Origin of the sequence: Rothia sp. HMSC067H10 (assembly GCF_001810635.1) — a bacterium.
Taxonomy (GTDB): Bacteria; Actinomycetota; Actinomycetes; order Actinomycetales; family Micrococcaceae; genus Rothia; species Rothia dentocariosa.
Genome location: NZ_KV802271.1, coordinates 100,741 through 117,175 on the forward strand (window position 1 = coordinate 100,741; position 16,435 = coordinate 117,175).

Sequence of the window (16,435 nt, forward strand, 5' to 3'; positions counted from 1 at the left end):
CTATGCACGGGGTCTCTGTCTTGTCTTTGCCGCGTGGAAGGCTGCGGCTACCACAAGGGCTTCTCTCCCAGCATCCAGGGGGTTCCGTTGATGCGGGTGTAAAGCGCAACCGCCGACCTGTCGGTTAGGGATGCCACTTGATCAATGACGAGGCGCAGGCGTGCGTCGTCGTCATGAACCCCCAGCTGCGCGTAGTCCGTTCTGAAGATGCTGTCGATGTATTGCGGGTTTGCGCGCTGGGAATCTTCGTAGAGCGCTTCGACGAGGATGCCCAGTATTTCGTGCTGGTGTTCGTAGTGGGGTTGGGCGTCACGAACCGTCATAACGAATGCGGTTGCGATCCCCTTCATGACGGCGATTTCGTCTCGGGTATCCTCCGGTACGATCAGTTCGGCGCTATAGCGGGTTAGCGGGGTGTTTCGCCCATAACGTTCGCGGGTCGCCTCCACGGCGCTCCAGGCGAAGCGACCGATAAGTTTACTGGTGAGCCCCTTGAATTGTGCCAGGGAAGCTCGCGAACCGGTCATGCACGGAACCCACCGGTTCAGGGTCTCTAGGCGGCAAAGCGCTGAGTCCAGCTGTTCGTCGGTGGCATCTGGAAGATACCATTGGCGGGTCATGTCAAAGACGGCCTGCCGGTGCTTTGCTTCGCGCAGCTGTTCTAACTGCACATGCCCGCCGAAGACCGCATCTTCAACGTCGTGCACCGAGTAGGAGATGTCGTCGGCTAGGTCCATAACCTGCGCTTCCAGGCATTTGCGCTGGGACTCTACCCCGGCGTCGTGTGCGCCCTCACGGAACCATTCGAAGACCGGCAGGTCATCCTCGTAAACACCGAATTTGTGGGTTTGGGTGCCGTCTGCGCGGCGTGGTGCGTCTGTGCGTGTCCACGGATATTTGCAGGTGGCGTCCAGGGATGCTCGGGTCAGGTTCAGACCCGCAGATACGTCATGTTCGGCGATCACTTTCGGTTCAAGGCGGCTGAGCAGCCTCAGGGTTTGGGCGTTGCCCTCGAACCCGCCCATATGGGCGGCGATCTTGTTTAGGGCACGTTCGCCGTTATGTCCAAAGGGCGGATGCCCCAGGTCATGAGAGAGGCAGGCAGTATCAACTACGTCTGGGTCGCAGCCGAGCATCCGGCCCACTTCGCGCCCGACCTGGGCGACTTCAAGGGAGTGTGTGAGCCGGGTACGCACGAAATCGTCCGTATCCGGGTTCATGACCTGGGTTTTAGCGCCTAGCCGCCGCAGCGCGGAGGAATGAAGCACACGGGCACGATCGCGTTCAAAGGGGGTGCGGTCCTGGAAGGGATGTATTTCGGGCACCCAGCGTTCTGAGTCGTCGGGGGTGTACCCTGCGGGCAGGTTCCATTCCCAGCGTTCCTGTCCCTCCTCGGCAAGGCGAGTCATCACTCCTCCGTTCCTGCTTCCGGTGCGGTTGGTGTCTTTCTACTACCTATATAAGCACTATTTTGCCCAGACGCAATGTTTTTATCAGACTACGATAAACTCCGACCGATTATCCGCCCGAGATATCGAGTTCCGCCTCCACGAGTCCAAGCCGCTCAGCGTCCCCCAAAATACGGGAGTTAAGCCACCCATCAGGCAAATGAGGCTTCTTCGGACTCCCAGCCCGGCCGCGGGAACCTTCAACCGCAGCCCCCGGATACCCAATACTGTGATCAAGCTGCCCCAGCAGTTCACGGAAAGTCTCTAAATCAGGTACGGTCGCCATCTTGGCACGCAGCTCACCGCCCACCGGGTAACCCTTGAAATACCAGGCAACATGTTTACGGATCTCACGCAGTCCCTTGTACTCATCCGCAAAGGTCTCAACAAGCAGCTCGGCATGCCGGTAAATCATCGCAGCAACCTCACTCAGAGTAGGTCGGATACGCTCGGTACTACCCTCAAAAGCGTTCTGCAGATCGCCAAAAAGCCACGGGCGCCCTTGGCAGCCGCGCCCAATCACCACGCCGTCCACACCGGTCTGCTCGACCATGCGCACGGCATCTTCGGCGGCGAAAATATCGCCGTTACCTAAGATGGGCACGTCCGGAATCGCCTCGCGAAGCTGCGCGATGGAGTCCCAGTCCGCTGTTCCCGAATAGTGTTGGGCAGCGGTACGCCCGTGCAGGGCTATGGCGGCGACACCCGCATCCCGGGCGATCTTAGCGGATTCAAGGAACGTGATGTGGTCATCATCAATGCCTTTACGCATCTTGATGGTCAGGGGAATATCGTTACGCGAAGCCTCCGTGACGGCAGTGTTTACGATCGCGGTAAAGAGATCGGTTTTCCACGGAAGCGCCGCGCCGCCGCCGCGTTTTGTGACTTTCGGCGCCGGGCACCCAAAGTTCAGGTCGATATGATCCGCACGGTCTTCCTCTACGACCAGCCGAATAGCCTTACCCACGTTAACCGCGTCTACCCCGTAGATCTGGATGGAGCGGATCTGCTCGTCCGCGTCGTGTTCGATAATGCGCATCGACTCGGGTTTGCGTTCCACGAGGGCGCGCGCCGTCACCATCTCGGTCACATATAATCCACCACCGTACTCGCGGCACAGACGACGGAACGCCTTATTCGTCACACCCGCCATCGGGGCGAGCACCACGGGCGTTTCAACGGTCAGTTTACCGAGTTTCAGCGGCGGTAATTTCAGGTGGGAGGCTTCAGAATTCACCTCTATATTGTGGCATACACACGCAAATCGGCACCGGATGCGCATACCCCGGTTCACGACAGGCGCACCGGACAGGGTGCCATACGACTATCGTGCTCTCATAGTGTGGTCTTCCTGAGGCATAGTCGGTGCCCTAATCTTTAGGAAGCGGAACCCGGATAATCGCTTGCGTAAATATAGGTTGGGTCGCCTTCCACGCTCGCGGTTCCGGCACGCAGAAGAGCATCGGTTACCTCTACGAGAGCGGTCATCGAGTCGTCTACCTCAACCAACACCGGGTACTGCGCCGTCAATAGCGAAAGAAGCTGCATAATAGCCTCGACCGCGCCTTCGTTCTGCATGTCATATCCGAGCAAAATCTCAGTTGCGGTATTCTCATCGACCAGCGCGGCGGCAGGGTCAGTCTCAAAGGGGTGATAACTCACCGCAAAGGCAATGATTTCGCCTTTCTTCCCCTCTTTCTCAGCCTGCTGAATGTTATCGCGCAGTACCAATGCCCCGAAGGCGCGTGCCTCATCTGAGAGGAAATACCGGTTTACGGTCCCTAACCCGACCTCGGCGGGAGCATCCCAATCATGCGAATCGCGGTAGAACTCCCAAAGTTTCGAGGTCAGTTCAACCGAGCCAGTCGCCAAATCCTCAATCGCCTGAGTGGGTTTGCCGTTCTCGTCCTCACGCAGGGGCACTGGCGGAATCGCGCCCGCATCAATATGAACCAGACGCGAGCGCTGAATCATTTTCATGCCCTTTGCCTGGGCAAATTCCTCGCCGGTGCTAAATGGTGCCAGCTTCACGCGGACGTTCGGAACCTGCCCGTTTTCGGCGGCGATCTCACGCAGCCGGTCTAAAAGCTCGGTACCTAACCCGGCGCGGCGGTGCCCTTCGGCCACTTCGATATACGCCCACAGCCGCTGGGGGTGCAGCAGCGATGCGGTCACGACGCCGGCGGCGATTGGCACGCCCGCATCGGTGACTACGAGGGTTCGACTAAAAGGAGCATCCGAGGCCTCTCCGAACGATGCGCGCTGCAGCGCCTCCTGCTCGCTGCGCGGATCTCCCCACACCTGCAGAAGCTCCAGGTCGTCGCCTTCCTGCCATGGACGAAATTCGTAGTTGTTCATGGGGTGCCTTTCTTCCGCAGAATGCGCGGGTTTTACCGCGAGGATAGGGTTCTCACTATTGTACGGATCGGGTGGGCGCTGCACCAAGGCACACACCCACGGCGAAATACTAGGATGCGCGGCACAGCATTCGGGCGGGGCTCTCCACTCGTGAAGAGCCCCGCCCGAACAAACTATGCGCGTGTGCGCCTCTGATTTTCTAGATCGCCAGGCGTGCCGCCAGGTATGGCTTCACCTGATCCAAGGCTACGCGCTCTTGATTCATGGTGTCGCGTTCACGGATGGTCACCGCCTGATCTTCCAAAGTATCGAAGTCTACGGTGATGCAGAACGGGGTTCCAATCTCATCCTGACGGCGGTAACGGCGACCAATGGCACCGGCCTCATCGTAGTCAATATTCCAAAGTCCGCGCAGCTCATCCGCCAGTCGATGCGCGGGCTCAGAAAGCTCGGGCTTCTTCGACAGCGGCAGCACGGCGGCTTTGACCGGTGCCAGGCGCGGATCGAGTTTAAGAACCACGCGCTTATCGACGCCGCCCTTAGTGTTCGGGGCTTCATCCTCCACGTAGGCATCCACCAGGAAAGCCATCATGGAGCGTGTCAGGCCAAAGGAAGGCTCAATGACATAGGGTACGTAACGCTCGCCGCTGCCCTGGTCGAAGTATTCGAGCTTCGCGTTCGAGTGCTCATTGTGCACGCCCAGGTCGTAGTCGGTGCGGTTTGCCACACCCATGAGCTCGCCCCATTCGCCGCCTTGGAAACCAAAACGGTACTCAATATCGATGGTGCCCGCCGAGTAGTGCGCGCGTTCGTCCTCAGGAACATCGAACCGGCGCATGTTCTCGGGGTTAATACCCAAGTCAACAAACCAGTTCCAGCAGTCTTCAACCCATGCGTCAAAGTGTTTATCTGCTTCGTCGGGGTGAACGAAATATTCGATCTCCATCTGCTCGAATTCGCGGGTGCGGAAGATGAAGTTGCCGGGGGTGATCTCGTTACGGAACGCCTTACCGATCTGCCCGATACCGAAGGGCGGACGTTTACGGGCCGCCGTCACCACATTGTTGAAGTTTACGAAGATACCCTGCGCAGTTTCGGGGCGCAGAAAGTGCAGCCCTTCCTCGTTATCGACAGGACCCAGGTAGGTTTTCAACAGGCCCGAGAAGTTCTGCGGTTCGGTCCATTCGCCGCGGGTGCCGCAGTTCGGGCAGACAACCTCACCCATATTTTCGGGTGCACGCCCCTTTTTAGCTTCGAAAGCCTCAATCAGGTGATCTTGGCGCTGACGCCTGTGGCACGAGAGGCATTCCACCAGCGGGTCCATAAAGGTTGCCACGTGCCCGGATGCTTCCCACACCGGGCGAGGCAGAATTACCGAAGAGTCCAGCCCGACCATATCCGCGCGTGAACGCACGAAACGCTGCCACCACTGCTGACGAATATTCTCTTTGAGCTCCACGCCCAGGGGACCGTAATCCCATGCGGAACGCGAACCACCGTAGATTTCACCCGCCTGGAAGACGAAGCCGCGGCGCTTAGCGAGCGCAATAACGTTATCGAGAGTGGACTTTTCTGCCATGTTTACTCCTTTATGCCCCGCCACCGGCTGTGGCGTGCGTGAGTTCAGTGTTCTTCCGCGCGCGGTAAGCGCCGGGATATACGGTCACAAGTACAAGATACTAGGGTATCATTGCGTACCCGTCTTGCCGTGTAGTTTCTGGGCAACGGTAGACAGTGTTTAGTTAGAGCGTGTAGATGAGGAACACGTGGCGGGTTAGTATGACTGCCGCACATGGCATCCTCCCGCCGATACACTGGTGACATGGAGAAAATCTATATTCGTGACGAAATGATTCGTCTGGGACAGTTTTTGAAGCTGGCTAATCTGGTCGAAGACGGTGCACAGGCACGCGAAGTAATCCAGCATGGGCTGGTAAAAGTCAATGGGCAGATTGAGGAGGCGCGGGGCAAACAGCTGCATCCGGGCGATACGGTGAGCTTCAACGGGGTAAGTGCGCAGGTGGCTCAGGACTAGGTTTTCTATCCTTCCCCCTCCCACAAACGCATCTTGGGTTGTATAACGCACCTTTCGGTGGTGCGTTATACAACCCAAGATGCGTTATTCAGGTCCTTTTAGTCGGCAAGCTCTTGCTCTGACGCCCCAGCGTTACCTGCGGCATCCGCAACCTTCTCGGCGCGGATGCGCGGCGCGTTTCCCAGCACCTTCACGTCGATAAACTCGCCCACATGGCGAATTTCTAGGGCGCTTACCCCGTGCCCGGCACCCGCATACAGAACTTTGATGCCATCGGTATATGCGCGAATCCACTCGTAGGTGTAATCCACAAAGGGCTGCGGAATAATAGGGTCTTCCTGGTCCCTGCCGAAGAAAACGGGCAACTCGGTGGCTTTGAGCTCGTCGTCCTTGAAATAAGGAGAGTCCGATTCGACCGCGTATCCGGAGAGTCCCACCAGTGCAGCAAATTTTCCTGGGCGATGCCGCACCATAGAAGTCGCCACCGCCATGCCTTGCGAGAACCCCACCAGCGCGACTGAAGCATAGTGTGATTCGTGCTGCTCGACCCACTCCAGGACGTAGTCGCTGGCCTGTTCTATGGTCCGCACATCCGCGTTGAGCTGCTGATCCAGCGGATACCACTGGTAACCTATGGCCTCGGCGGGAATGTGGGCACCGGTTGCGTCCGCCGAAAACTGGGTGCCTACCGGCTGCGGGGCGCGCATTCCCGCATAAGTGATATCCTCCTGCGGCAGATGTTCAGCCAGTGACAGCAGGTCTTTCTCATGCGAACCGTACCCGTGCAGCAGAAGCACCAGGTGGGTTCCGGCGCGTTCATTCTCGGGCCGGGAATATTCGACAATGTACGTATTTTCACTCATATCTTCATCTTACCGAGGAGCCTGCCATAAACAACCGAAATAGATTTCCGCTCAAGGCTTGACCCTCACCCAACGTCAGGATCTACAGTAAAAACATGGACGCGAACACTACACCAGATGGCGGGCAGCACGAGTACACCGTAGGAGAGGCTGCATCCCTGCACGGGCTGACCGTGCGCACGCTTCACCACTGGGAACAGCGGGGTCTGATCAGCCCCGCGCACGATGAGCTCAACGGATACCGCTACTACAGTGATGCCGATCTTGAGCGCATCACCGTCATTATGGGGTATCGCGCCATTGGCATGAGCCTTGAAGCCATTCGCAGCGTACTGCAGGACGAAGCGAACAGCACCGAGCATCTACTCGCCCAGCGAGATATGCTCCAGCGCAAAATGGCCGCCTATGAGCGCATGCTAACAACACTAGATCAACTTTTGGAGGATGCAATGGCTCCTAAGAACGAACAGCTCACCGCTGCAGAAAAAGCAGAAATTATGGGAGACGGGTTCAGCCCCGCACGTGAGCAAGAAGCGCAGGAGCGTTACGGGCACACCGACGATTGGGCTGAATACCAACGCCGTACTGCGGCCATGAGCCGCACCGACTGGGTGAAGGGCAAGCAGGAGCTTGACACGGTTGAGCAAGCCCTCGTCGAGGCTTTCACTCGTGGCGTGCAGCCGGGCAGTGAGGAAGCGAATGCGCTTGCCGAGCGGCACCGCGCCTCACTTTTCTTCTTCGAGGTAACCCCCGCCAAACACGTAATTCTGGCACGCGGTTATGTTGAGGACGCCCGTTTCAACGAGCACTACGAGAAGCTCGCTGCGGGACTGGCTGTCTGGCTGCGGGACATCATCTACGAGAATGCCCGCGCCCACGGCCTTGACCCCGAGAATGTGACCTGGTGCTAACCTCGTCCATTCACAAATATTGGTACCGTACACAAAGCCTTGTGGGGACTTATTTCACGCCGAAATATAGTCTTCACAAGGCTTTTATGTGCGGTTTCTGTGTTCAGATGTATCAAAAACGAAAACTAGCTCTGTTTTTGTGTTTCAAGAGGCGAACCGAAAAGAGCGGATATATCATGAAGAGATTTTTCTTCATCGACAGCACGCTCTCGCTCGGGAACCGGGACTCCGAGAGCCTTAGCGAGAATCGCCTCCAACTGGCGGGATTCGACTAAGAAACCGTCATGACCGTGGTCAGATTCGATAATATCGACCTTTACGGGAACTGGCAGCGCCTCCGCCAGACGGTACGATTCGTGCGGAAAAAACAGGCGATCGGTGCTTACGGCGGCGATAGTCCACTTACAATCGCTGAGCGCAAGCGCATGCGAGAGACTACCGCGCCCGCGTGCAACATCGTGCGAAATTAGCGCCTCGTTCACGGCAAGGTAGCTATTGGCGTCAAAACGCTCAACGAGCTTATCGCCATGGTGGTCCAGGTAGCTTTCGACCGCATATCGTCCGCGGTTCTCACCAATGGACCCGCCGTCGGTGGATTCGCCGCGGTTTGCCTGCCGCCCAAAGCGATGCTCCAACTCGGCTGGGCTGCGGTAGGTGGTGTGGGCTATGCGCCGCGCCAGCGCGAGCCCGGCTGTGGGTGCCGCTCCCCCGTAATAGTCGCCGGAAGCAAAATTGGCATCAGCACGGATGGCAAGGTTCTGGGTGTGCGCCCAGGAAATCTGTTCGGCAGTGGCGGCGGGGCCGGCGGCGATGACCGCGCATCCGCGTACCATCTCGGGGAAGGTTGCCGCCCATTCGATAGCGCGTGCCCCGCCGAGCGATCCGCCGATGACATGGTGAAAACTCTTAATCCCCAACCGGGCGATAAGTTCGGCTTCGGCTCGTACCGAGTCGCGAATAGTGACGTGAGGAAAGCGTGACCCCCAGGGTTTTCCGGCACCCGGGTACCCCTCGGGTACGATACTTGCCGGACCGGTCGAGCCGTAGCATCCCCCCAAGATATTGGGGGCGATCACAAAATATTTGGTGGTATCGACCACCGCGCCCGGCCCCACAATACCTTCCCACCAACCATCACTTTCGACTGCGCGAATACTGGGTGCAGGCATATCCGATGTGGGAATCCCGCGCGAAACATGGGTGTCGCCGGTGAGGGCGTGCAGAATAAGAATCGCGTTGTCCCCAGCTTCGTTAAGAGTCCCCCACGTCTCGTAGCTAATGTTCACCTGTGGAAGCACGGTACCGTTTTCGAGGGTGAAATCACCGATCGCCATCTGCCGCAGGTACCCCTGAGCGCTGGGATACTGCAGCTGCGACAGATAGGTGGCGTGTACGGTATTTTCCGTCATGTTTTCTCCTGGGTAACCGGTAGTTGGTAATGGCAGGCGAGAAACCAATACCGCGACCGGACACTTACTGTGCAGCCCGGTCGCGGCGGTGCAGGTTAGGCGTTCAGAGTCGCAAAGCCCAGTTCAAGATCTGCAATAATATCGTCAATATTTTCGATACCTACAGAGAGGCGCACGAAGTTTTTGCTCACACCGATTGCCTCTAGCTCTTCTTCAGAAAGCTGCGAGTGAGTGGTGGATGCGGGATGAATCACGAGCGAGCGTACATCGCCGATATTCGCCACATTGGAATGCAGCTGCAGAGCATCCACAAAGGTGCGAGTCTGTTCCAGGTCGGCGTCTTTGAGAGTGAATCCCACGACGGCGCCCGGCCCCTTCGGCAGGTACTTCTGGGCTCGCTCGTACCAGGGCGAGGAAGGCAGACCGGCCCAGATCACCTGATCGACCAGCGGATGCTCCTCCAACCAGTTTGCGACCTTGGTCGCGTTCTCGATATGGCGTTCGATGCGCAGGGAAAGAGTCTCCAGACCGATACCAATGTTGAAGGCGTTGGTTGGAGAGATCGCCGCCCCGGTGTCGCGCAGAAGCGAAACTCGCGCCTTGAGAATATAGGAAAGGTTCGCACCAAAAGCGGAGTCTTTGCCCAAGTCACGGGCATAAACTAGACCGTGGTAACCGGGGGCAGGTTCGTTGAACTTGGGGAATTTTTCGGGGTCGGCACCATAGTCGAAATTGCCGGAGTCCACGATAACGCCGCCGATTGAGGTGCCGTGCCCACCTAGATATTTTGTGGCGGAATGGATTACCACATCCGCACCAAATTCGATGGGGCGCACCAAATATGGGGTGGAAACAGTGTTATCGACGATTAGGGGAACACCATTGTCGTGGGCGATCTGGGCGATAGGCTCGATGTCGAGCACATCGTTCCGGGGGTTAGGTACGGTTTCTCCGTAGAAGAGTTTCGTGTTGGGGCGAACCGCATCGCGCCATTGCTGCAGGTCGTCCGGGTTTTCAACAAACGTAGTTTCAACGCCGAGGTCGGCAAGCGTGTATTTAAGTAGGTTGTAGGTTCCCCCATAAATCGATGGGGAAGCCACGATATGGTCGCCCGCACCCGCAATGTTGAGAATCGCATAGGTAATAGCCGCTTGGCCTGAGGCCAGCAAAAGCGCCCCTACTCCCCCTTCGAGGGATGCGATGCGGTTTTCGATAACCTCTTGGGTGGGGTTGTTCAGACGGGTATAGATAGGCCCAAGCTCAGCTAGAGCAAAACGGTTAGCGGCCTGTTCTGCGTTCTCGAAAACGAACGAGGTGGTCTGGTAGATAGGTAACGCCCGAGCTCCCGTTGCAGCATCCGGTGCCTGCCCCGCGTGAATCTGGCGGGTTTCAAATTTCCAACCGGCGGGGTTGGCGGGAGTCGGGACTGTAGTGTTGCTCATGCGAAGCTCCTTGTGATAGTTCAGGGGGCCGCATGCCGATTTCGGTACAGAGTTCTTGGGTTTTCTTCTCTGCAAACGAAAAAACGATGTACCAGAATCGGGCACATCGGTCCCGCGCTTGCGTTGTACTTTGTGTTCAACGCCTGGTCCTCACCCAGGGCACCCCACCGCGGAGGAGGGTTGCCGGCCAGCTAGCTGGGGCTTATCACTGGCTCTCATGACCTGCATCTAGAGTTTCATAGGAAGCGCACATGGTCAAGCGGGATGCGTGTTTTCGGCGCATTGTTGCAAAGATGACGTTTTATGAACTGTTTTCGCGACAGCCTATTGTTTGGGAGAAACACCAATACTTATGCGCTTGTGACCGTGCCTATGTTGTACCCGAACCGCTAAAGCCATGTGATCTGCCGTTAGCCGTCGCTAAATTACCATCAGTGTAGGCAATCGTGAGCCATGCTACACTGATTGAAACCTTGAATCTAGGAGTGATGAGGTATGACCTCCCGCTAAAGTCGCACCGGCTCGCGGAATGCCCGCCCCGATGGTGGGCTCTAAAAATTTTAGAAATAACCCTGCTTTGGTTCGATACATTTCAGAAGCGCATAGTGAGCGCTTGGGACACCAAAGTTCTGAGGGTTTTATTGTTATACCTTCCGCATCTGCAGTCGGTGACTTGGGATTATTCAGGCACTAAGAAGTGCCTCTCTCACGACTATTCATCTCACCCGTCCCACGTATTGCGGGCGTGCGAACACCATGCTCAAGAGGCTTCGGGTGACTAAGCACCGCAAGGTTTTATCACAATGTCTACAATCCTTGACGCGGCACAGCTATGCCGCACCTTTGGCAAGGGTGAACGCGCTTTCACCGCTGTCGATAATGTTTCGCTCAGTATAAGCTCCGGCGAAATCCATGCTCTGCTCGGTCCCAACGGAGCTGGGAAAACAACAATTGTACAGATGTGCGCAACACTGTTGACTCCCACAAGCGGTACCGTTCGCATCGACGGGGTGGATGCGCTTGCGCACCCCCAGCGTGCGCGCGCGTCCCTGGGACTTGTACTCGGCGGGGATACCGGGTTCTATCCGCGAGCATCCGCCCGCGATAATCTTCTCTTCTTTGCCGACCTTGCCGGAGTTAGCGCGCGCAAACGCCGTACCCAGGTGGCGAGCGCTTTGGAACGGGTCGATCTTGCAGATGTCGCCGCGAAGAAGGTACAAGAGTTTTCCCGCGGTATGAAACAACGTCTGCACATCGCACGGGCACTGCTGGGCGAGCCGAAACTGCTGCTTTTGGATGAGCCGACGAATGGGCTTGACCCAGATATTTCGCTGACAATTCGCCAGTTGATTCGTTCCCTCGCTGATGACGGCACCGCCATTTTACTCACGAGCCATCTGCTGGGCGAGATTGAGGAGTTAGCGCATCGGGTCACGGTCATCGGTGCCGGTCGCATGGCGGTTTCGGGCACAGTGGCGGATATTACCGCGCACGCCGGGATCTCCGCTACCACCGTGGGGCGTGTGTGTGCGAATGCCGGGGCGGTACTTCAAGGACTTGCCCGGTCTTTGGGCGATGCGGGAACACTGTTGCTGACCCCGCGCGGCAGCGAGTGGGAGATCACCGTGTACTGGAATGAACGTTCTGTTTCGGAAAAGCCGCACCCCTTCAGTACCGGACACGCAGAGGCTCTCCTGGCCCGTATTCTCGCCGAGCGTGAGGTTCAGATGCTCACACCGCTGTATACTCGCCCAGCCACCCTTGAAGAGGCATACCTGGCGATGGCGGAAGGACTGAAACGATGAACCGGCAACTTCGCCTAATGTCCTTTTCCCTGCGCCAATTTCTCACAGTTCCCTACTTCCTACAGTTACTGCTGCTGAGCACCTTTGGAGCAACGGCCCTGCAAGCACTCGCCGCCGGTGCCTGGCCAGTAGATGCGACCCTCGCCTGGACTCGCGCGGGCATTATCGGCACCTGGAACATGTGCATTGTTGCTGCCGGAATCCTCAACTTTGAGCGCTATCGGGGAACGTTTGTGTATCTGCTCAATGGTGCCGTGAACCCGCTGCGGGCGCTCGCAGCGGTGGTCTCAACTGCCTCCATTTTTGGGCTTGCCGCCCTGCCATTGGCCTGGGCTTTCTGGGCGCTGTGCACCTTCTCGGTAGATTTTACGGACTTTGCTCAGGTGGGTGCACGCTATCTGGTGGGTCTTCCACTGCTGTGGATCTCGTGTCTGGCGGTGACCTTCGTGATTGCAGGGTTCTTTGTGGCGACCCCTAACGCTATCGCCTATGAGGAGCTGCTGCTCGTGCCGGTTTTCGTGGCTTCCGGGGTTCTTTTTACCGAGAGCTCCGTGCCTGCATGGCTTGATGCGCTCGGCACGCTGATTCCGATTCAGGTACCCGTGAAGGTTCTGCTTGGGCAGATGCCTATGAACTCATTCGGTGACTTTCTGGGCGTGATAGTGCAAACCAGTGCGGTCACAGCCCTCTGGATGCTCGCGGCATATCTGTTGGGTAGGCGAGCACTGCGCGCTGCAACGGTGCATGGCACTTTGGGCGCAATCTAGGAGGCTGCGATGTTTAAACGAACGAACTTTCTCTATCGTCTGAACAGTACCGCCAAAGTTGGATGGTCTTCATCTATCACCTTCGCCACAGTTGGTACGGCGCTCAGCACCCTCGTGGTCGTACCGGGGATGAGCGTGCTGTTCAGCGTTCTACTAGGACGCGATCTTTCCGCACCTGATCCTGTGCGGATTGCATGTGCCTCTGCCCTGGCAAGCGTGGTACTCGGAGTGGCGGCCGGTGTTGTGGCACGCGCGGCGACCGACCGCTGGCTGGGAGTGTTCGAGCAGGTGTGCACCGCTCGACGGTTTGATGCGGCTTATTGGCTGGGAGTCTCTGCAATGCCCGTGCTTTTGGCTCTGATCACTGGCATCACGAACCTGGGTGTTGCAGCTGCCTATGCCGGTTTCGGTGGTTCCCTTGAAGGCAGCCTGTCCATGCTTGTGCGTTCTGTGACGCTCTTACCCCTGGCTCTCATGGCGGGCGTATGTCTGGGTGTTTTCGCCGCTGGACTGGGACTGTATCTCTCGGACCCATATCTGGGAGGAACTATCTTAGGAGCGCTTCTGCCTATCAGCGCGGGCGTGATTGTGCCGATAGATGCATACCCGGCGTGGCTGGCGGCATTGTGTACGTTGGTTCCCGGCGGACGAACGATTGCTTTGGTGAGCGGCTCTTCTGAAATGGTGGATTCAACAGTTGTGACTGAGGTGCTAGTCTGCGTACTTTGGGCACTTGCGAGGCTTGTCCTAGTGCATGCCGCTGCGCGACGCATCCGCTCCGGTGCACGCACGAACCTGCTCTGAAAGTCTTATATCTCCCGCGAGCCGGATTTTGGCCGGGAAGGTGATTTTCTCACCTTCTTGGCCAAAAATCTGCTGCTTGTGTGTACCCAAAATAACCTCCCACCCTTGACATGTGACTATATAGTCACATATTCTCGTGTTATGGATGATGATGCAGTTTTCAAAGCTCTCGCAGACCCCACCCGCAGAAAACTGCTCGATAAGCTCTACACCACCGGCGGCCTCACCCAGGGACAGCTTGAAGAAGGTCTGGGAATGACTCGCTTCGGAGTGGCCAAGCATCTGCGCATCCTCGAAGAAGCAAACCTTGTGATCACACAGCGCTCAGGCCGCCAAAAGCTCCACTACCTCAACGCTGTGCCGATTCGCCGCATCCACGACCGTTGGATCGATAAATACACCGCCCACCAAAGTTCAGCACTTCTTGACCTGCAGAAGAATTTAGAGGAGGAAGAATCATGAGCACCGCCGATAACCCAAACACTCCCCCACGTCCCCAGAGGATCATCAGCTCGGTAATTATTCAAAACACCCCGCCGCAGCGCGTGTGGGAGGCGATCACCCAGCCCGAATTCACCTCCCAGTATTTCTTTGGCTCACGAGTTGAAATCACCGAGGACGAGCCGGGTCGCCTGCGCTACCTTTCCCCAGATGGGAAGGAAGTTTGGGGAGACGGCGCGATTCTGGAATCTGACCCACCGCGACTTCTCGTCGTAGAGTGGCGCTCGCTTTATCTTCCCGATGCGGCACACGAACCGGCAAGCCGCATTACCTGGCAGCTTGAGCCGTGGACGGATGGTGCCACGAAACTCACGGTCACCCACGACCGCCTAGAAGACTCTCCCGTTACGGCGCAGAATGTGGGCTCGCCTCGGGGCTGGTCGTTTGTGCTGGCGGGCCTCAAACGAGTTCTGGAAACTGGCGAATAAAACCCGGCGCCCCCCTGCGAGCAGGTGGTTTAGGGTACAAACAGGTAGGAAAATTCTATCCACTCAGCCAAAAACCACCTGCTCGGGAGGGTATAGACACCGCGCACAGCTGGATACGCAAAAGTATTGAGGGACGCTAGAAAGCCTCAGACATCCGCCAGGAGATCGTGCGGGGAACATCCTCGAAAAAGAAGAAAGAAATATTAAATTCCGGCAGTTCCACCGTCACGGAACCAACCTCTGCCGCTATGCCCCGTTCTCTCAGCTGAGCCACGAGTTCTTCGGCAGAAAGCCCAGCCAGTGACAGCCCCTCAAAAGAGAATTCATCGCCATCAGCCCATGAAATTTCAATCAGAGAAACAAGGTCGTCTTCTCCAAGTTGGCATGCGATACTACTATGTTCTGAGCCTTCAAGAGCGAGACGACTATGAAGTGTACGGGTGCTCCTGTCTGTGCCCGGCAGATCGGTAACTACCATCCTCGGCTCCGGGAGTTTCTGCCCGTAGAATTCAATCTTCTGCCCTAGAGGAAAACCGGGAAAACCCTCGCGTTTAAAGTCGTACATGTGTGACTCCTCAAGATGTGTGTCTCTCACACCATAAAGTTTTGCCGCGAACAGGTGGTTTTTGTCCCGAGCAGGCAGGATTTTTCTACCTGCGCGGTCAAATCCTACCTGCTCGCGGGCGTCAGGATTTAGAGCTTATCGCCCATCGAGACGTCAATAATCTGCCCGGTAATTGTTTGCGATGAGTTCTGAGTGAGCAGACCAATTACTTCTGCTACGTCCTCAGGCTGGGTAACCTTCTTCATGGCATTCCCGGATTTCACGAATTCGGCCGCCTCCGCATTATTGCGCAGCCATGCGGCATTAATATCGGTATCGACCACGCCGGGCGCCACAAGGTTCACTGTAATCCCCTGAGGTCCAAGCTCAACGGCCATATTACGCACCAGGTACTCCAGTGCAATCTTACTCATGCCGTAGCCCGTCATTGCGGGGAACGCGTAACGAGTCAGCACCGACCCGGTGAAAACATAACGCCCGCCCGGTGCACTCATAAGCGGCACCAGCCCGGCAGCAAGTTCGTAGGGGGCAACCGTATTGATCTGCAGCAGACTGCGCAGAGCCTCTCCATTGAGCTCCTGGAAGGTTCCCTGCGTACCAACACCTGCGTTGAGCACCGCAACGTCGAGGGTATCCCCACCCAGCGCATCCTTCACGTAAGTTAAGAGGGCAGAAACGGACTGCGGGTCTGAGAAATCAGCCTGTACGGGTGTTACTTTTACCCCGCGCTCGGATGCGGCAGCCTCTACCTCGCTAAAGTCCGGGTTTCCCGCACGGTGCTGCGCAATCACGTGATACCCCAGCTTCACCAGCCGAACTGCGGTCGCCTTACCAATACCGCGGCTTGCGCCGGTGACGAGAGCAATCTGTGCCATTTTTCCTCCTTGTATGAGCTGTGAAAGACGCTGAAAACTCAACATCATCTTTCAAGCATAGTGAAATGGAAGTTGAGCTGTCTATCAAAGGGCACTGCGTACATCCCTAGATATGGCGTCGACAGATACACCGCTGCAGATTTCTATGTCCAGCGCAGGCATTGGCTCCGTGGGGCTCGCCTGCTGGTTCCGGCATTCTTTGACGAAGTACTTACCCCCCCCCC

At 57.1% G+C, this 16,435-nt stretch carries 16 protein-coding genes and 1 riboswitch; of the genes, 7 read left to right on the forward strand and 9 right to left on the reverse strand.

Annotated elements, in window-relative coordinates:
• Positions 1 to 47: 47 nt before the first annotated feature.
• The 4 genes from HMPREF2756_RS00480 to HMPREF2756_RS00495 form a co-directional block, all read right to left on the reverse strand.
• Positions 48 to 1,409 carry a deoxyguanosinetriphosphate triphosphohydrolase gene (locus HMPREF2756_RS00480; protein WP_070617166.1) on the reverse strand — a complete coding sequence of 454 codons (1,362 nt, stop codon included), beginning with the start codon at positions 1,407 to 1,409 and terminating at the stop codon, positions 48 to 50.
• 109 nt (positions 1,410 to 1,518) lie between these two features.
• Positions 1,519 to 2,730: a tRNA dihydrouridine synthase DusB gene (gene dusB, locus HMPREF2756_RS00485; protein ID WP_246825769.1), complete on the reverse strand. Its 1,212-nt coding sequence runs from the start codon at positions 2,728 to 2,730 to the stop codon at positions 1,519 to 1,521.
• A 95-nt stretch (positions 2,731 to 2,825) separates the two neighbouring features.
• Positions 2,826 to 3,806 carry a GNAT family N-acetyltransferase gene (locus HMPREF2756_RS00490; protein ID WP_210393479.1) on the reverse strand — a complete coding sequence of 327 codons (981 nt, stop codon included), beginning with the start codon at positions 3,804 to 3,806 and terminating at the stop codon, positions 2,826 to 2,828.
• 199 nt (positions 3,807 to 4,005) lie between these two features.
• Entirely contained in the window at positions 4,006 to 5,385 is a 1,380-nt protein-coding gene (locus tag HMPREF2756_RS00495; RefSeq protein WP_070617173.1) for a glycine--tRNA ligase, read from the reverse strand.
• A gap of 213 nt (positions 5,386 to 5,598) precedes the next feature.
• Here HMPREF2756_RS00495 and HMPREF2756_RS00500 point away from each other — a divergent pair, with 213 nt between their 5' ends.
• The gene (locus HMPREF2756_RS00500) at positions 5,599 to 5,841 is read left to right on the forward strand and encodes an RNA-binding S4 domain-containing protein (protein ID WP_246825764.1); all 243 of its coding nucleotides are present in this window, start codon (positions 5,599 to 5,601) and stop codon (positions 5,839 to 5,841) included.
• 98 nt (positions 5,842 to 5,939) lie between these two features.
• Here HMPREF2756_RS00500 and HMPREF2756_RS00505 read toward each other — a convergent pair whose 3' ends face one another.
• Positions 5,940 to 6,704 carry an alpha/beta hydrolase gene (locus HMPREF2756_RS00505; protein ID WP_070617175.1) on the reverse strand — a complete coding sequence of 255 codons (765 nt, stop codon included), beginning with the start codon at positions 6,702 to 6,704 and terminating at the stop codon, positions 5,940 to 5,942.
• Positions 6,705 to 6,799: 95 nt separating this feature from the next.
• Here HMPREF2756_RS00505 and HMPREF2756_RS00510 point away from each other — a divergent pair, with 95 nt between their 5' ends.
• The gene (locus tag HMPREF2756_RS00510) at positions 6,800 to 7,615 is read left to right on the forward strand and encodes a MerR family transcriptional regulator (protein ID WP_070617177.1); all 816 of its coding nucleotides are present in this window, start codon (positions 6,800 to 6,802) and stop codon (positions 7,613 to 7,615) included.
• A 125-nt stretch (positions 7,616 to 7,740) separates the two neighbouring features.
• Here the strand turns inward: HMPREF2756_RS00510 and HMPREF2756_RS00515 are convergent, their stop codons facing one another.
• Positions 7,741 to 9,024 carry a homoserine O-acetyltransferase MetX gene (locus tag HMPREF2756_RS00515; protein WP_070617179.1) on the reverse strand — a complete coding sequence of 428 codons (1,284 nt, stop codon included), beginning with the start codon at positions 9,022 to 9,024 and terminating at the stop codon, positions 7,741 to 7,743.
• Between the two features lie 95 nt (positions 9,025 to 9,119).
• The gene (locus HMPREF2756_RS00520) at positions 9,120 to 10,466 is read right to left on the reverse strand and encodes a bifunctional o-acetylhomoserine/o-acetylserine sulfhydrylase (RefSeq protein WP_070617181.1); all 1,347 of its coding nucleotides are present in this window, start codon (positions 10,464 to 10,466) and stop codon (positions 9,120 to 9,122) included.
• Positions 10,467 to 10,575: 109 nt separating this feature from the next.
• Positions 10,576 to 10,689, reverse strand: a riboswitch (SAM riboswitch).
• A gap of 580 nt (positions 10,690 to 11,269) precedes the next feature.
• Between HMPREF2756_RS00520 and HMPREF2756_RS00525 the strand changes: the two genes are divergently transcribed.
• The 5 genes from HMPREF2756_RS00525 to HMPREF2756_RS00545 all read left to right on the forward strand — a co-directional run bounded on the left by HMPREF2756_RS00525 (position 11,270) and on the right by HMPREF2756_RS00545 (position 14,771).
• Positions 11,270 to 12,271 carry an ABC transporter ATP-binding protein gene (locus tag HMPREF2756_RS00525; protein ID WP_070617183.1) on the forward strand — a complete coding sequence of 334 codons (1,002 nt, stop codon included), beginning with the start codon at positions 11,270 to 11,272 and terminating at the stop codon, positions 12,269 to 12,271.
• Positions 12,268 to 13,038 carry a hypothetical protein gene (locus HMPREF2756_RS00530; RefSeq protein ID WP_070617185.1) on the forward strand — a complete coding sequence of 257 codons (771 nt, stop codon included), beginning with the start codon at positions 12,268 to 12,270 and terminating at the stop codon, positions 13,036 to 13,038. The genes HMPREF2756_RS00525 and HMPREF2756_RS00530 overlap by 4 nt, the downstream gene beginning before the upstream one ends.
• A 9-nt stretch (positions 13,039 to 13,047) precedes the next feature.
• On the forward strand, positions 13,048 to 13,842 hold the full coding sequence (locus tag HMPREF2756_RS00535; RefSeq protein WP_070617187.1) for an ABC transporter: 795 nt from the start codon (positions 13,048 to 13,050) through the stop codon (positions 13,840 to 13,842).
• A gap of 141 nt (positions 13,843 to 13,983) precedes the next feature.
• Complete coding sequence (locus HMPREF2756_RS00540; protein WP_006888256.1) at positions 13,984 to 14,304, forward strand: ArsR/SmtB family transcription factor; 321 nt, start codon at positions 13,984 to 13,986, stop codon at positions 14,302 to 14,304.
• Entirely contained in the window at positions 14,301 to 14,771 is a 471-nt protein-coding gene (locus HMPREF2756_RS00545; protein WP_070617189.1) for an SRPBCC domain-containing protein, read from the forward strand. The genes HMPREF2756_RS00540 and HMPREF2756_RS00545 overlap by 4 nt, the downstream gene beginning before the upstream one ends.
• Before the next feature lie 136 nt (positions 14,772 to 14,907).
• On the opposite strand, the gene HMPREF2756_RS00550 is transcribed toward HMPREF2756_RS00545, so the two are convergent.
• A complete protein-coding gene (locus tag HMPREF2756_RS00550) occupies positions 14,908 to 15,336 on the reverse strand; it encodes a hypothetical protein (protein WP_070617191.1) in 429 nt (142 codons plus the stop codon).
• Between the two features lie 128 nt (positions 15,337 to 15,464).
• On the reverse strand, positions 15,465 to 16,211 hold the full coding sequence (locus tag HMPREF2756_RS00555; RefSeq protein WP_070617193.1) for an SDR family NAD(P)-dependent oxidoreductase: 747 nt from the start codon (positions 16,209 to 16,211) through the stop codon (positions 15,465 to 15,467).
• Between the last annotated feature and the right edge of the window lie 224 nt (positions 16,212 to 16,435).

Coding starts and splice junctions, on each gene's coding strand:
- HMPREF2756_RS00490 (WP_210393479.1), bottom strand. CDS start 3,806: ATGAACAACTACGAATTTCGTCCATGGCAGGAAGGCGACGACCTGGAG.
- HMPREF2756_RS00510 (WP_070617177.1), top strand. CDS start 6,800: ATGGACGCGAACACTACACCAGATGGCGGGCAGCACGAGTACACCGTA.
- HMPREF2756_RS00525 (WP_070617183.1), top strand. CDS start 11,270: ATGTCTACAATCCTTGACGCGGCACAGCTATGCCGCACCTTTGGCAAG.
- HMPREF2756_RS00520 (WP_070617181.1), bottom strand. CDS start 10,466: ATGAGCAACACTACAGTCCCGACTCCCGCCAACCCCGCCGGTTGGAAA.
- HMPREF2756_RS00480 (WP_070617166.1), bottom strand. CDS start 1,409: ATGACTCGCCTTGCCGAGGAGGGACAGGAACGCTGGGAATGGAACCTG.
- HMPREF2756_RS00555 (WP_070617193.1), bottom strand. CDS start 16,211: ATGGCACAGATTGCTCTCGTCACCGGCGCAAGCCGCGGTATTGGTAAG.
- HMPREF2756_RS00495 (WP_070617173.1), bottom strand. CDS start 5,385: ATGGCAGAAAAGTCCACTCTCGATAACGTTATTGCGCTCGCTAAGCGC.
- HMPREF2756_RS00500 (WP_246825764.1), top strand. CDS start 5,599: ATGGCATCCTCCCGCCGATACACTGGTGACATGGAGAAAATCTATATT.
- HMPREF2756_RS00530 (WP_070617185.1), top strand. CDS start 12,268: ATGAACCGGCAACTTCGCCTAATGTCCTTTTCCCTGCGCCAATTTCTC.
- HMPREF2756_RS00540 (WP_006888256.1), top strand. CDS start 13,984: ATGGATGATGATGCAGTTTTCAAAGCTCTCGCAGACCCCACCCGCAGA.
- HMPREF2756_RS00515 (WP_070617179.1), bottom strand. CDS start 9,024: ATGACGGAAAATACCGTACACGCCACCTATCTGTCGCAGCTGCAGTAT.
- HMPREF2756_RS00550 (WP_070617191.1), bottom strand. CDS start 15,336: ATGTACGACTTTAAACGCGAGGGTTTTCCCGGTTTTCCTCTAGGGCAG.
- HMPREF2756_RS00505 (WP_070617175.1), bottom strand. CDS start 6,704: ATGAGTGAAAATACGTACATTGTCGAATATTCCCGGCCCGAGAATGAA.
- HMPREF2756_RS00545 (WP_070617189.1), top strand. CDS start 14,301: ATGAGCACCGCCGATAACCCAAACACTCCCCCACGTCCCCAGAGGATC.
- HMPREF2756_RS00535 (WP_070617187.1), top strand. CDS start 13,048: ATGTTTAAACGAACGAACTTTCTCTATCGTCTGAACAGTACCGCCAAA.
- dusB (WP_246825769.1), bottom strand. CDS start 2,730: ATGCGCATCCGGTGCCGATTTGCGTGTGTATGCCACAATATAGAGGTG.